A 14,181-nucleotide genomic window follows, 5' to 3' on the forward strand; every position below is an offset into this window, starting at 1 on the left:
CGATCACACTCGCAAGTTTGTCCGCCTTGTCGAGTCCGAGCACCCAGAAATAGCCTCCCGTCCCGATGACGGCCGTGATGGTGAGAAGACCTCCGGCCCACCGGAGAAGACGTACAGACATGGCTCCATCGTGAGCGTCGCGAGCGGATATGACCAGGCGCTCTTTCGGCGTTCGTTCATGAGCTGCATGTCACCACATCGGCAGAAGTGGACATACCGGCTGGTGCATGTGATCGTCGCGACGGCACGCACTGGTCGCATGGCTTGCCGCGTTCGCTTGTCGCGTCGTAATCGGTTGGCGCAGCCTCACCGCCGAAGGCGCCACCCACCGTGCCGGCCGCCATCCGCCACGACACCCGGGGCGTGCCGCAGCTGCCTCCATGTAGCGTCGGTCGGGACGCCGGGGGCTCCTCGACCGGGGCAATTCGCAGTGATCGAGCCGAAGACGGGGCTCCGCCGCGTGCTGGTGCTCTGCATCCGGCCTGCCGACGACGGATGGTCCGAGGTGAATGCCCCCTTATGGCATTCCACCGGAATGCCATAAGGGGGCGTCGGGAGGAGTGCCGCTATTTGAGCGGGCTACCGTCCCTGCGGCTGCGGCCGTGTCCTCTACCACGTGAACAGAGGCATCGCCATCACGGCCTCCACCTGTTGGTGAGCCGCCGGGCTACGGGAGCTGGTCGAGGATCCAGGAGCAAAGTTCCTTGGTGATCGTGGTGTGGCCCTCGTTCTTGGACGCGAGCTTGAAGTCGTCCAGCTCGCTGTCATCGGGAGAGAGGCTGTCGATGTCGACGTACAGATCGTCGTGGGTGGCGATGTCGCGGATGGCGACCGCGCTGACCGCCGGGACGAAGCAATGTGAGCGGATCGGGTTGTCGACGGCCATGCCGAGATGGGTGAGCTTGTTGAGCTCGTCGGCGAGAATGCCGAAGCCCTCCAGCATGCCGCCGGGGGCGCCGTCGATGTCGGGCATGCCCGTGGTGTGGATCTCCGGCCGCTGCGCGGTCACGACCCGGAGGGTGGCGACCAGCGAGTCAGTGCCGGTCGCCTGGGTGCGCAGGTCGGTGCCGGTGATGGCCAGGCCAGTGCCGCGCACGGCGGTGACGCCGGGTTTGATGCCGTTGCCCTTGCCCGAGGCGACGCCGTTGGCGACGCCGATCAGCCGGGGGATCCGCGGCCAGCCGCCGACGCGCTCCAGCGCGGCGAGGAACTCGGTCCGCTCCTTGGCGGTGGCCGGCGCATCCTTCCACTCAGCGATGTGCTGCCACAGCAGTTGGCGCGAGGCCGGGCTGTTCATCTGGTCGGAGAACCGGCTGTCGAGCCTGCGGATGTAGTGCGCGAACGCCTGCAGGGCGATGGGGATCCACGCGCCGCGGTGCGGGCTGTCGTAGGAGAAGTACAGCTGCGTCTGGTGGTTCATCCTTTCGGTCTCCAGCTTGGCCAGGGCGTACCGGGTGACCAGGCCGCCCATGCTGAAGCCGCCGACCGTGAGCGGGTGGCTGCCGATCCGCCGCGCGATCGCTTCGTGGATCGCCGCGATGGCGGTGTTCGCGTTGTCCAGGATGGACGCGCTGCGTTCGGTGAAGCCGAGAAGGACGACGTCTTTGCCGCGCTTCCGGAGCTCGCCGATGAAGGGGTGTCCGCTGAACTGCAGGACGTTCCAGGAGAACTCGGGGGTGCTGGGCCCGGTATTGAAGCCGTCCGCCATGATCACGGGAGCGACCAGGTCGCCGTTGCCCTCCCCGTGGTACACCCAGGCGGTGCCGCCGGGCAGGTCCCATACATCGTTGGGCGGCGGTGGTAGTTGAGTGGGGCGCTCCTTGGGGCCGGGAGCCAGGATGATCGGCGGTGCGGCCTTGAGCGCTTCCGCGATCTGCTGTTCGTTCTGTCCGCTCATGCTGATCCCTTCGACGTCGACTGCGGCATGTATTTCCACTGCTACGCTCCGTAATCACTGCAGCGTGTAGCGGTTGCCGGCACTCGACTCCGGGCGGTCATGCCGACGGCCCGCGATGATGAGCAGGAGGTGGGCCCGTGACCGGGGCAACCAGCAGGGTGGCATTGGTGACAGGGGCCAGCAGTGGAATCGGTGCGGCCACCGCGCGCCTTCTGGCCGCGCGAGGGATGCGCGTGGTGGTCAACTACCTCCGCAGTCGCACGGCGGCCGAGGAAGTCGTGGCCGGCATCGAGGCCGCAGGGGGCCGGGCCATGGCCGTGCAGGCCGACGTGCGCGAGGCAGCGGCGGTCGAGAGCATGATCGAGCAGGTCCGGGCGGCGTGGGGCGGCGTCGACGTGCTCGTGCACAACGCGCTCACTCCGTATGTGATCAAGTCGTTCCAGGACATGACGTGGGAAGAACTGGGCGGCAAGCTCGACGACGAGATGCGTGCGGCGTTCGCGGTCACCAAAGCCGTCCTGCCCGCCATGACCGAACACGGCTGGGGACGCATCATCTTTCTCGGTACCGGCCTCAGCCGCCGGCCCCGGGAGGGCATGATCGCACTGGGTACGGCCAAGGCCGCACTGGCGCAGTTCGCCCGATACCTCGCCCAGGAACTGGGCCCGCGGGGCATCACGGTCAACGTCGTCGAACCCGGCCCGGTGGAGGACACCCGCATGGCGGATGTGCTCGACGAGGAGCACAAGCAGCGGCAGGTGGCCGCCACCCCTCTGGGCCGCCTGGCACACCCGGGCGACGTCGCCCAGGCCGTCGCCTTCTACGCCGGCGAGGACAACGCCTTCATGACCGGCACCACGGCCGCGGTCAACGGCGGGATGTCCATGTACTGACGCGGTGACACGATCAAGGAAAAGCGTTCATGTACACGATCGATCTCGCCTACGTCGGGCGGGGCCTGCACGAGGAACTGGTCGCCTACATCGCCGACCAGCAGGGCTACTACGCCGACGAGAACGTCCATGTCGCGCTGCGCGACGGCTGCTCCTGGGACGAGGAGCGGCTGCGCCACGGCGCCACCATCGGGCTCGGCCGGGCACTGCTGTCCCGGCTGGCCGAAGGCATCCCCTGGGTCGCGCTCAATGTCAACACCCACCGCCCGCTGTTCTGGTTCCTCGCCCGGCCCGGCCTGGCCTCGTTGGCCGACCTGGCCGGCCGACGGCTGGCGGTGCACGCCCCCCACACCGCACCCGGGTGCTTCGCCCGGATCGTGCTGCGCCAGGTCGGCCTCGACCCGGACCGCGACATCCACACCATCGTCCGCCCGCCCGGCGACTACGGCATGGACCTGCGCCGGCTGCACGAGGGCAGGATCGACGCCGCCCTGGTCGGCAGCACCATGGCGCCGGAGGCGATAGCCGCCGAGCACGGCTGGCAGGTGCTGGCCTGGGTCGGCGACCACTTCCAGATCCCCACCGTGGGCGTGGCCGTCGACCCCACCTACATCCACCAGGACGACCCCGCGGTCCAGGCCGTCGTACGCGCCCACCGGCGCGCCCTGCAGGTGATCCACAACGAACCCGACACCACGGTTCGGCATATTCGGACGTTCCTCGGCCGACACACCGCGGACGAAGCCCGCGTCCACTACGAGACGTTCATCGCGCCGTATTTCGCCACCGACGGCCAAGCCGACCTCGCCGTCGGCGCCACCGCGATCACCGTGGTCGCCGCCGAACTCGGCGTCCCCGCCACCGTCACCGCGGCCGAGTTCTACCGCACCGCGACGTGAACGACACGCTGCCGGATCTGGTGTACGACGACCCGCTGCAGGTGTTGGGCGATGTCCCGGTGATCGAGTTGACTGGCCCGGCTGACCTCGCCCGCCCCGCCGCCCGGCGTCGCCGGGCGGGGTGGACCGCCACCGTCACACGGATGTCCTGCGGTGTCGCGGACCGTGCGGGTCCGAGCAGTGCCGTTGCGGTTCGGTCTGCGTCGCGGCGGCGTCGCCCGGACCGTGATCGACCTGGAGGGTGGTGTGGTCGATGTTGAATCGCTCGTCGAGCAACCCCGCCAGTGCGGTGCGCACCTGATGGCAGTCCGACCCGGGCTCGACGATCACGTGGGCCGACAGCGTGGGGTAACCGCTGGTGACCGCCCACACATGCAGGTCGTGCACTTCCAGTACGGCCGGCTGCCGGGCGAGGAGGGCACCGATCTCGTCGGGATCCAGGTCGGCGGGTGCCGCCTGGAGCAGGATGCGGCCGGAGTCGCGCAGCAGCCCGAAGCCGGCCTTCGCCATCAGCGCGGCCACGACGAGGGCGGCGATGGCGTCGGCCTGCCGGAAGCCCGTCACCCACACCACCAGACCGGCGACCGCCGTCGCGATGAAGGCGTACATGTCGTTGAGGATGTGCTGGTACGCGCCCTCGATGTTGAGGCTGGCACGGTTGGCCTTGGCCAGCAGCCAGGTCGCGGCGGCGTTGACCGCGATCCCGATCAGGGCGGTCACCAGCACGAGGGGTCCGGCGACGTCGGCCGGTTCGATCAGGCGACGCACGCCCTCGTAGGCGAAGTAGGCGACCAGCACCAGCAGCGTGACGCCGTTGATCTGCGCGGAGAGGATCTCGGCGCGCTTCCAGCCGAAGGTGTACGCGCCCCGGGGAGGGCGCGCGGCCATGCGCATCGCGATCAGTGCCAGCACGATCGCGCTGGCGTCGGTCAGCATGTGCCCCGCGTCGGAGATGAGGGCCAGCGAGTTCGCCACCAGGCCGACGACCACCTCGCCCGCCATGAAGGTGACGATCAGGCCGAGCGCCCCCAGGAGATAGCGCCGGTCGGCGTCGACCCCGATCGCATGACCGTGACCGTGACCGTGCCCGTGACCGTGCCCGTGGCCGTTCCCATCTCCGCGCGGATTCTCATGTCCGTGCTCATGTCCGTGCTCGGGTCCGTGCTCGTGTCCATGCTCGTGTCCATGTTCAGGTCCGGGCCCATGTGCGTGGTCATGGCCGCGTGATTGCCCGTGATCATCGTGATCATCGTGATCACGGCCGATGTGGTCAGGCGTGTCCGGCACGACGCTCCTCCCGGTCGCCGGTGGTTCCGTGGCGCAGGTGTTCCCGGCTCAGATCGAGCAGCATGCGCACATGAGCGTCAGCGAGCCGGTAGTAGATCATGCGTCCGGCGCGGCGGCTCGCCACGATCCTCGCCGCCCGCAGCAGGCGCAGCGCGTGGGACACGGCGGTGTCGCTCACCTCGACCACCGTGGCCAGGTCGCACACGCACAACTCCCCCGCTTCGAGCAGGGCGTACAGGATCTGGGCCCGGGTCGGGTCACCGAGCAGGCGGAACTGGTCGGCGAGACGGGAAGCCTCGTCCGGCGTGACAAGGTGCTCGCGCGTCGCCGCGACCCGTGCGTCATCCGGCTCGCGGGTGGTGCAGGCGTCCAGCCCCGTGACGGCGTCCATAGCAGTAACTCCTGAATAGATGCTCAAGTGTGCATCAGCATCGTAACAGGAGGATTTCCTGGCATCAGGCCCGTTGGCCGGGGGCCCTTCGCTGTGCACGCGAACCACGGAGAGCGCACCGCTTCTCACTGGGAACTGGGAAGTCAATGAAAACGACGATCCTTCCTGGGTCGGCCGGGCACCTGTACGGCTGGTGCCCCTCGAAGAAGGCGAGGGGCACCATCCCCACGGCCACGTATCAGTGGGGCGCCTGACTCAGTAGGACGCCTGACCCGCGATCTCGTCCGCCGTCTCACCGCCCCTCCCGAGATCGTCGAGATCGTCGGCCTGCCGGGCGTACAGGCGGGCGTACGCGCCGGCCACCGCGAGCAGTTCTCGGTGAGTGCCGTGCTCGACGAGGCGTCCGCGGTCCATCACCAGGATCCGGTCGGCGCCGGTCACCGTGGAGATGCGGTGGGCGATGACCAGGAGGGTGCGCCCACCCGCGAGATCGTCGATCTGCCGCTGGATCTCGGCCTCCGTGTGGACGTCGAGCTGCGAGGTGGCCTCGTCCAGGACGAGGATCGGGGCGTCCTTGAGCAGCGCGCGGGCGATCGAGAGCCGCTGCCGCTGGCCGCCGGACAGGCGCTCGCCCATCTCGCCGACCACGGTGTCGTATCCGTCGGGCATCGCGGTGATGGTGTCATGCAGGGCGGCGCGGCGGCAGGCGATCTCCAGTTCGGCCTGGGTGGCGTCGGGCTTGGCGACCCGCAGGTTGGCCGCGACGGAGTCGTTGAACAGGTACGTCCGCTGCCCGACGACGGCGACGAGATCGCGCAGGTCGGCAAGCCTCATCTGGTCGACGGGCGTCCCGCCGACGCTGATCGACCCGGCGTCGGGGTCCCAGAACCGGAGCAGGAGCGAGGTGAGCGTGGTCTTGCCCGAGCCGGACGTGCCCACCACCGCGTACCGCTTCCCCGCCGGGACGGTGAAGGAGACTCCCGCGACCGCCGGGGGTGTCAGGCCGGGAACCTCGGCGGGATAGCCGAAGGTCACGTCGTGGAAGGAGATCGACGTCTCCACCGGCGCGGCGACCGGGTCGGCGGGGTCGGCCACCGCGGGCGGCCGGTCGGTGATCTCCCAGATGCGGCGGGCTCCGGCGAACGCCTGTTCCAGGTCGGCGATGAACTCCTCGACACCCAGCACCGGCCCGAACGTGGCCAGGGCGATCGCCACGGTGATCGCCACATCCTGCCAGGACAGTCCTTCCGCGGCGCCGGTGAACAGGACGGCGCTCACCCCGGCGGCGACGAGGAGTTCGTTCAGGCCGCGGCGCATCGAGATGAGCGCGCCGAGCCTGCCGACGGCGTGCGTCCCGGCGTGACCCAGGGCGGCGAGTTCGTCCAGCCGCCGCCTGCCGTACCCGAAGGCGAGCACCTCGCGGACACCCTGGACACCGTCGGTCATGTGCTGGGAGACATCACCGCGGACCCGCCGCAGGTCGGTGGCCGCCGTCGCGGCGACCCGGTGGCTCAGCCAGGGCACGACGGCGCCGACACCGATCAAGAACGGCAGGAGCACCGCGGCGACCACCGGGCTGAAGCCGACGGCCAGCACCGACAGGGAGATGATCGGCACGATCGTGGCGGCGATGGCCGGGCCGATGGTGTGCGCGTAGAACACCTCGATCCGGTCGATGTCCTTCATCACGCGGGCGAGCAGGTCACCGGTGCGCCGCCCCTCGATGCCGGCGGGTGCCTGTGGCTCGACCCCGGCATAGAAGTCCCCGCGCAGCATGGCCAGGAGCTTGAACGCGACGAAGTGCCCGAAGTACTGCTCGACGTAGCGGAACAGTGCCTTGACGAACGCGATGGCGATCATCGCGACGGCGACGGGCGTGATCACTCCGAGGTCTCCGGACGCCATCCGGGCCGCGCCCCACATGCCCACGCCGTACAGCGCGATGCCCAGGCACATCTGCGCCACCCGGAAGATGACCGAGGTGGCCAACGGCGCCCGCAACCGGCGGCCGAAGCCGAGCAGGCGCCGGGTGATCTCGGCGCGGGTCATCTCCCGCGCCGTCTCTCGGGTGGTCTCGGCGGGGGTCGTCTCCGCTGACCTCATGAGCTCGCCTCCGCCTCTGCCCGCTGTACGGCGCGGGCGTAGTGTCCGGTACCGGACCTCAGTTCCTCGTGCGTACCCTGCTCGGTGACCCGGCCGTCCTCCAGCACCACGATCCGGTCGGCGTCCCGTACTGTCGACAGCCGGTGGGCGATCATCAGCACGGTCCGGCCGACCGTGAGCCGGTCGAGGGCGGCCAGGATGGCGGCCTCCGACTCCAGATCGACGTTCGATGTGGGCTCATCGAGGATCAGGATCGGCGAGTCCTTGAGCACCGCGCGCGCGATCGACACCCGCTGGGCCTGTCCGCCCGAGAGCATCAGGCCACGCTCGCCGGTCGGGGTGTCCAGGCCGGCGGGCAGGCTCCTGACGAACTCGTCCAGGTTGGCGACGCGCAGCGCCTGCCACAGCCGTTCGTCGTCGGCGTCGGGGGCCGCCACCTTGAGGTTGTCGCGCAGCGTGCCGGTGAACAGGTAGGTCGTCTGCGCCACCACGGTGATCTGCTCGCGCGTCCAGGCTCCCGGCACGGCCGCGACATCGTGGCCGCCGACGCGGATCACGCCCCGCCCGGGGGCGAGGTCGCGCTGCAGCAGCGCGGCGACAGTGGACTTGCCGGAGCCTGACGGGCCGACCAGGGCGAGCGTCTCCCCCGCTGCGATCCGCAGGTTCACGCCCGTGAGCACCGGAGAGCCGGGCAGGTAGGCGAAGCTCACGTCCTCGAACTCGACCCCGGCGTCCGTGGTGGCGGGGGCCGGACCGTCCGTGTCGGGTACGGCCGGCCGCTCGGCCAGCAGCGCCTTGATCTCCTTGACCCCGGCCATGCCGCCCATTCCGACGTAGAAGAACTGGCCGACCTTGTCCAGCGGCTCGACGAGTTGGGTGGCCAGCAGCACCAGCGCGACCGCCTCGCCGACGCCGATCGCGCCCTCGCGCATCCGCACCATCGCCAGTACGGCGGCGGCCGTGATCATCCCCAGCGAGAAGACCGCGTCGACCACGAACAGGATCACCTGGTTCCCGGCGAGCAATCGCATGATCGCCTGGCGCAGGTCCTCCGACGCCTTCGCCAGCACCCGTCCGTGGGCGCCGCCCTGGTTGAACAGCTTGAGCGTGGACAGGCCCTGCAAGGCGTCAAGGAAACGGGAGGCCAGCCGGTTGGCGGTGTCCCGGTAGCCCGCGCTCACCTTGGCGAAGGCCCGCTCGAACACGCCCACCGTGAGCGGGATCGCCGGCACGGCCGCCGCCAGGATCAGCGCCGTCCATGGGTCGATGAACAGCGCGATCGCGGCGAGCACCCAGACGGGCACCGTCATCGACGCCATGATCGGGCCGAGGAAGGTCGCGTAGTAGGTGGCCACCAACTCGACCGCCTCGGTCGAGGTGGAGACCAGATGGCCGGTCTGCTCACGGGAGCGCAGTGGGGCGCCCAGCCGCAGCAGGTGCTGGTAGATCCGCTCCCGCAGCCGCACCTCCAGGCGTCCGCCCGCCCGGATGGTGACGGCGGGAACCGCCGCGGCGAACACCGCGCGCAGAACCCCGGCGGCCACGAGGCCCGCCGCCAGTCCCCCATTTGGCATCCGCCCTGCCGCGATCTCTCCGATCGCGCCGCCCAGGAGCAGCAGGAGCGCCGTCGTGGCCAGCGCCTGAAGCCAGGTGCCAACGACGGAGACCAGCACGCGGCCCCGGATCGCACTCATCAGCGACTCCGGTTTCGGCGAACCCGGTCCCGGGGCCTCGGATTCGGGTGGTCCCGGCTCAGGTGATCCCGGCTCGGACAGTCCCGGCTCAGGTGATCCCGGCTCGGACAGTCCGGACTCAGGCGGTCCGGACTCAGGCGGTCCGGACGATGCGCCGGCGGCCGCCGGAAGCTCATCCATATGGGGATCCTCCAAGGCTTGTTTCCCTCATGGCAACGATGTTTCACTATGAAGTCATCTGAACGGCTGCTCAGTCAAGAGGTCTGAGCAATTGGGGAGACCGTATGCGCGACACCGAGTCCCAGCCTCTTGAGATCGAGATGAACGTCTACGCCGGTCGCCCTCCGCGCCGGATCCGGCTGGGGCGGGCCGCCCCTCTCGGCTGGTGGCCCGCGGTGGTCATCGCGCTGGTCTCCCTCATCGACAAGATCGAGTCCTCTCTGGTGGCGGGCGCCCTCCCACTGATCCAGGAGGAGTTCGGCTTCGGCGACACGTGGGCCGGGGCGATCTCGACCGCGGCTCTCGCGGCCAGCGCGATCCTGCTCCTGCCCGCCGGCTATCTCGCGGACACCGGACGGCGGACCGGGCTCATGGCCGCCGTCGTCGGATCATGGGCGCTGCTCACCCTGGGCTCCGGTCTGGCCCCGACTTTCGCCATCTTCTTCGGGATGCGCGTCCTGCTCGGCGGGGCGAGCCAGCTCTACAGCCCGCCCGCCGCCAGCCTGATCGCGGACTACTATCCGTCGGCATCACGCGCCCGGGCCTTCGGGTTCGAGCGCATGGCCTACTTCGCCGGGACGCCCATCGGCGTCGCGCTCGGCGGGGCCGTCGGGGCCGCGTACGGCTGGCGGAACGCCTTCTTCTTCATCGTGATCCCCGGGCTGCTCGTGGCCATCGTCTGTCTGACGCTCCGGGAGCCGGTCCGCGGCCTGGGCGACCGCTTCGGCCGCCTCCAGAACCCCACGGCCGAGGCGGAGCCCACGGTGAGCGCACCCGTCATGAAGCCGCGCATGCGCGACGTCCTCCCCCAGATGAGGCAGATCATCGCCATCAGGTCCGTGCGGCTCATCTTCGTCGGCATGGGACTTCTGTTCTTCGGCATCAGCGGACTGATGTGGTGGCTGACCACCTTCATGCAGCGCTTCAGCGGCCTTGAGGGGGGTACGGCCGCGGGTCTCGCCGGAGGTGTGGGACTGCTCGGCATCATCGTCGGCACCCTGGCCGGCAGCCGGATCGGTGACAGGGGGCAGGCGCGCCGCGCGGCGTGGCGCGTCACGCTGAGCGGCGTCAGCCTGCTGGCGGGAACGGCATCCTTCGGGCTGGCGATCGGAGTTCCGGTGCTCGGGGTGCGGATCGGGATGTTCCTTTTCACCAACGCGTTCTTCTGCGCGGCGATGGCGAACCTGACCGCCGCGCTCGCCGATCTGCTGGCGCCGGAACGGCGCGGCGTCGGCTTCGCCGTACTCCAGTTCACGCTCGCGCTCAGCGGCGCGGTCGGGCCGCTGCTGGTGGGGGCGGTGTCCGATCTGTTCGGGTCACTGCTCTACGCCTTCGCCGCGCTGCTGGTGCCCACAGCCGCCAGCGGGCTGGCCGTGCTGCGGGCCCGATCCAGCTACGAAGCGGAGGTCGTCCGGGCGTGACCTCCGCCCTGACGGGCATGCACCCGGATCAGCCGCCAGACCGCCGTGGCGAAGGACGTCCAGATCAGCGTGTTGAGCGACTCCTCCAGCCACTGCAACGTGATGGTCTGCTCCGGGCGGCTGGCCAGCATTCCCATGGAATAGGTGCCGATGATGGTGAAGCCGAGGAGGAACGACCCCACCGTCTCGCCCGCCCGCCGGGCCATAAGGAGCAGCCGTACGGCGAGGACGGTCGACGACACCGTGGTGACCAGGAGCAGCGGCCAGGTGGCCCGGACGGCGAACGCGGCGGCGAGGCCGACCAGGGCGAAGCCCGCGAAGGCCCACAGGGGCGGCGTGCCCGGGGGCCGTCCGGCCCCGTTCTCCTCACCACCGTTCTCCTCACCACCGTTCTCCTCACCACCGTTCTCCTCACCTCCGCTTCCCTCGACCCCGTACCTTTCGGCCCGGCCGGTCAGCGGGTCGGCTCCTTCGGTGACTCCTCCGTACGTTCCTCCGCTCGGGCGAACCGCGAGCACCGCCCAGGCGAGCAGCGTGAAGCCCGGTCCGAGCAAGGGGAACTGGGCCGCCGCCAGCCAGGTGATGTCGGGCCCGCCGAAGGCCACGATGGTCTTCCAGATGGCCTTGAGCGCGCCGCCGGTCACGACGAGGACCGCTCCGGCCTGCGCGACGCGCGTTACCAGGGGCGCGGCGATCCTGCTGACGTGGGGAACCAGCAGGACCATGCCGGTGGCCATGGCGAATACAGGTAAGAAATCCATGAGCGCCAGAGATGGGGGGTATTCCACAGCACTACCATCCGATTTCGCAGGGGGGACAGACCCGGCGACCCGGCCGGAGATCCCGGCCGGTCGCCACGCCGTACGGGGTACCGGTCAGCGCAACTCGACCGTGACGTTGGGGTCGGACGCATCGCCCGTGGAATGGACGTAGTCATGGGCGGCGGTGTCGCCGAGGCTCGCGAGGAACCACATGGCGGTCCAACGGGCCGCCGTCTCCGCCGATACCTCCTGCGAGAGGGTGGGAGCGCTGGAGTCGGGATCCGCGCCGTTGGGGTTGTTCTCGTCGGCGAGGCCGTAGTGGTTGGCCCCGAGAAGCGAGACGTACGCGGCCGAGGGCGCCCCGGAGACCTTGGTGAACGTCTCGTGGGCCTCGTCGGGAGTGGAGACGCCGTCCCGGGAGCCGTTCACGAACATGACGGGGATGCCGTCCACGGCCACCGCGTCGACCGCCCCGTTGTTCGTGGTGTTGGTGCCGTGCAGGACCACGGCCTTCAGCTCGCGCGGATGCTGGAAGAGCAGGGTGAAGCAGAACGGGATCTGGCACCTGTTCGCGGCGGCGTAGAGCGTGGCCGCGCCGCCGAAGGAGTGGCCGGAGACGACCATCTTCTCCGGGTCGACGATGTCACGTACCGGCGAGGAGCCGTCATTGAGCTGGTCGTGCGCCCAGTCGTCGATGTTCCAGAGGACGGACTCACTCGGATAGATCCCGTACGACGTGAACACCAGGCGGTAGTGGTCAGGGATCACCACGACGAACCCGTAGCCGGCCAGCGTCTGGGCGAACCGCTCGTAATGGTCGCGCTTGACCTTGCCGCCGGTCATGATCAACGCGACCGGCAACCTGTGGCCGGGGTTCGCCGGGTACCACACGGTGCTCGCGTCGCCGTGGATCTCCTCGCGGTAGTTGAGGATCTGCGTGCTCGCCGAGGCGGCGGGAGCCGTCAGTGCGGCCGCCACCAGCAGGACGAGCACAGCCGCCAGCCGTACGGACATGCGTAAGAGCAGCTTGAGGGGGTTCACGAGCGCTCCGTTCCTCTTGAGGAAACAGTGTTTCCCTGCATGATGGACCACAAGGGGCGCCTCGCATATGTGACCTACATCACACGAATGACACGGACCGGGACCCCGATCGCCCATGGCCGCTCCGAGTCGCCATGCGCCGCACACCTCTCGAAGTGAGCGGAATCGTCCATGCCAAGACCGTCCACGCCTGCGGCGCTGCTCGTATGATTCGGAAACGATGTTTCTCATATCGAAACGAAAGGATCGGCATGGGACCGCACCCCCACGGCTGGTGGATCGTCCTTCACCTGACGCTGTTCGTGTTCTGGCTGGGCGGCGACCTGGGCGTCTTCTACTCAAGCCGGTTCGTGCTCAAGGCTTCACTGACTCCGCAGGCTCGGGCGACGGCGCTCGCCGTCATGAGCGGACTGGACCTGGGGCCGAAGGTGTGCCTCGTACTGTTCCTGCCGAGTGGGGTCACGCTGATGGCACTCGACCCGCACGGTGCCAGCGCGTTCGGCATCCCACTGTTCCCATGGTGGTTCGTGGCGGCGACCTGGGTCTTCGCCCTGGCATGGCTGGCCGTGACCGTGACCGAGCACCGCACGCACGGCCGCTTCCCGATGGTACGGATGGCAGACTGGGCGATCAGGATCGGCGTGATCGCCGCGATGGCCTGCTCCGCGATCTACACGCTGGCGGCGGCCGAACCGTTCGGCGTCACGACCAACCCCAGGTGGCTCGGCGGGAAGATCCTTCTCTACACGCTGGCGATCATCGCCGGGCTTGGCATCCGGCGCACACTCCGCCCATTCGGCCCCGCCTTCGGGACTCTGATGGCGACCGGCTCGACTCCCGAGGTGGAGCGCACGCTCAAGAAGTCAGTCGACGGCTGCCTGCCGTACGTCTGGGTGATCTGGGCGAGCGTGCTCGCGGCGGCGGCACTCGGCGTACTCAAACCCGGCGCCGTCCTCTGAGGCATTCGCCCACACTCGTCGCCGCTGTCGTGGCCGGATCCATGCGATGGAGCCGGGCCTCTGGATCCCTACGTCACGGCTCCCCGCAGCCAATGCGCACCCGTGACAGGAATCCAGGCCGCCGCCTTCTTCACCGCAGCCGCGTCACGGTCCAGCCCCGATCCCACCGCCCAACGCAACCCCCGGACCCAGCCCCGCGGACGCAACCCTGCGGACTGACCGCGACTCCGGCCCCGTGGACGTGACCACGACCCGGCCCCGCGGACGTGGCCCCGTGGACGTGACCTCGACCCAGCCCTGCGCGAGACCGCGAATAGGCCGGTGGACATCGAGGCCCCGCGGTCGATGTGAATCCCGCTGAGCCCGCCCCCTCCGTCTGTTTCCGGCTCCCCGCCGAACTGCCGGGACCGGAGCCGCTCGCACAGCGCTCGCGTGGTGAATCGATACCACCCCCTTTCGCCCCTGGCACTGACCACATGGCGAACCGGGATCACCGTCACCCTTCCCGCAAAATGCGCTTATTCACTAGATTTCACGGGGCGGAACTGTGCCGGGTAGCCGGGAGGAATCGCACCTCCCGGCCCCCACAGATCCGTACGTGACCGTCTCCGGTCAT

General features: G+C 69.4%; 12 protein-coding genes. 5 read left to right on the plus strand and 7 right to left on the minus strand.

What is annotated here, in order from left to right:
• Positions 1–667 precede the first annotated feature (667 nt).
• Positions 668–1,897, minus strand: coding sequence for a hypothetical protein (locus IMZ11_RS37480; protein ID WP_228647432.1), 1,230 nt, complete (start codon positions 1,895–1,897; stop codon positions 668–670).
• 137 nt (positions 1,898–2,034) lie between these two features.
• On the opposite strand from IMZ11_RS37480, the gene IMZ11_RS37485 reads away from it, so the two are divergent.
• Complete coding sequence (locus IMZ11_RS37485; RefSeq protein WP_228647434.1) at positions 2,035–2,790, plus strand: SDR family NAD(P)-dependent oxidoreductase; 756 nt, start codon at positions 2,035–2,037, stop codon at positions 2,788–2,790.
• A gap of 29 nt (positions 2,791–2,819) precedes the next feature.
• On the plus strand, positions 2,820–3,689 hold the full coding sequence (locus tag IMZ11_RS37490) for an ABC transporter substrate-binding protein (protein ID WP_228647437.1): 870 nt from the start codon (positions 2,820–2,822) through the stop codon (positions 3,687–3,689).
• A gap of 135 nt (positions 3,690–3,824) precedes the next feature.
• Here IMZ11_RS37490 and IMZ11_RS37495 read toward each other — a convergent pair whose 3' ends face one another.
• The gene (locus IMZ11_RS37495; protein ID WP_228647452.1) at positions 3,825–4,751 is read right to left on the minus strand and encodes a cation diffusion facilitator family transporter; all 927 of its coding nucleotides are present in this window, start codon (positions 4,749–4,751) and stop codon (positions 3,825–3,827) included.
• Between the two features lie 3 nt (positions 4,752–4,754).
• Here IMZ11_RS37495 and IMZ11_RS37500 point away from each other — a divergent pair, with 3 nt between their 5' ends.
• Complete coding sequence (locus IMZ11_RS37500; protein WP_228647454.1) at positions 4,755–4,916, plus strand: hypothetical protein; 162 nt, start codon at positions 4,755–4,757, stop codon at positions 4,914–4,916.
• A gap of 43 nt (positions 4,917–4,959) precedes the next feature.
• On the opposite strand, the gene IMZ11_RS37505 is transcribed toward IMZ11_RS37500, so the two are convergent.
• From IMZ11_RS37505 to IMZ11_RS37515, 3 genes are all read right to left on the minus strand, one after another.
• Positions 4,960–5,367 carry a metalloregulator ArsR/SmtB family transcription factor gene (locus tag IMZ11_RS37505; protein ID WP_061257777.1) on the minus strand — a complete coding sequence of 136 codons (408 nt, stop codon included), beginning with the start codon at positions 5,365–5,367 and terminating at the stop codon, positions 4,960–4,962.
• Between the two features lie 255 nt (positions 5,368–5,622).
• Entirely contained in the window at positions 5,623–7,470 is a 1,848-nt protein-coding gene (gene cydC / locus IMZ11_RS37510; protein ID WP_228647439.1) for a thiol reductant ABC exporter subunit CydC, read from the minus strand.
• Positions 7,467–9,164: an ABC transporter ATP-binding protein/permease gene (locus IMZ11_RS37515; RefSeq protein WP_228647441.1), complete on the minus strand. Its 1,698-nt coding sequence runs from the start codon at positions 9,162–9,164 to the stop codon at positions 7,467–7,469. Before IMZ11_RS37515 ends, cydC begins: the two co-directional genes overlap by 4 nt.
• Before the next feature lie 284 nt (positions 9,165–9,448).
• Here IMZ11_RS37515 and IMZ11_RS37520 point away from each other — a divergent pair, with 284 nt between their 5' ends.
• A complete protein-coding gene (locus IMZ11_RS37520) occupies positions 9,449–10,804 on the plus strand; it encodes an MFS transporter (protein ID WP_228647444.1) in 1,356 nt (451 codons plus the stop codon).
• Here the strand turns inward: IMZ11_RS37520 and IMZ11_RS37525 are convergent.
• Together IMZ11_RS37525 and IMZ11_RS37530 are read right to left on the minus strand one after the other, a co-directional pair.
• Positions 10,777–11,565: a hypothetical protein gene (locus IMZ11_RS37525; RefSeq protein WP_228647446.1), complete on the minus strand. Its 789-nt coding sequence runs from the start codon at positions 11,563–11,565 to the stop codon at positions 10,777–10,779. The two genes, IMZ11_RS37520 and IMZ11_RS37525, sit on opposite strands and share 28 nt — an antisense overlap.
• A gap of 114 nt (positions 11,566–11,679) precedes the next feature.
• On the minus strand, positions 11,680–12,606 hold the full coding sequence (locus IMZ11_RS37530) for a hypothetical protein (RefSeq protein WP_228647447.1): 927 nt from the start codon (positions 12,604–12,606) through the stop codon (positions 11,680–11,682).
• Positions 12,607–12,857: 251 nt separating this feature from the next.
• On the opposite strand from IMZ11_RS37530, the gene IMZ11_RS37535 reads away from it, so the two are divergent.
• Positions 12,858–13,565, plus strand: coding sequence for a hypothetical protein (locus tag IMZ11_RS37535; RefSeq protein WP_228647450.1), 708 nt, complete (start codon positions 12,858–12,860; stop codon positions 13,563–13,565).
• Positions 13,566–14,181 lie beyond the last annotated feature (616 nt).

This window comes from Microtetraspora sp. AC03309 (assembly GCF_020826795.1).
GTDB lineage: Bacteria > Actinomycetota > Actinomycetes > Streptosporangiales > Streptosporangiaceae > Microtetraspora > Microtetraspora glauca.

Coding starts and splice junctions, on each gene's coding strand:
- IMZ11_RS37480 (WP_228647432.1), bottom strand. CDS start 1,897: ATGAGCGGACAGAACGAACAGCAGATCGCGGAAGCGCTCAAGGCCGCA.
- IMZ11_RS37490 (WP_228647437.1), top strand. CDS start 2,820: ATGTACACGATCGATCTCGCCTACGTCGGGCGGGGCCTGCACGAGGAA.
- IMZ11_RS37500 (WP_228647454.1), top strand. CDS start 4,755: ATGACCGTGACCGTGACCGTGCCCGTGACCGTGCCCGTGGCCGTTCCC.
- IMZ11_RS37505 (WP_061257777.1), bottom strand. CDS start 5,367: ATGGACGCCGTCACGGGGCTGGACGCCTGCACCACCCGCGAGCCGGAT.
- cydC (WP_228647439.1), bottom strand. CDS start 7,470: ATGAGGTCAGCGGAGACGACCCCCGCCGAGACCACCCGAGAGACGGCG.
- IMZ11_RS37515 (WP_228647441.1), bottom strand. CDS start 9,164: ATGAGTGCGATCCGGGGCCGCGTGCTGGTCTCCGTCGTTGGCACCTGG.
- IMZ11_RS37520 (WP_228647444.1), top strand. CDS start 9,449: ATGCGCGACACCGAGTCCCAGCCTCTTGAGATCGAGATGAACGTCTAC.
- IMZ11_RS37525 (WP_228647446.1), bottom strand. CDS start 11,565: ATGGATTTCTTACCTGTATTCGCCATGGCCACCGGCATGGTCCTGCTG.
- IMZ11_RS37535 (WP_228647450.1), top strand. CDS start 12,858: ATGGGACCGCACCCCCACGGCTGGTGGATCGTCCTTCACCTGACGCTG.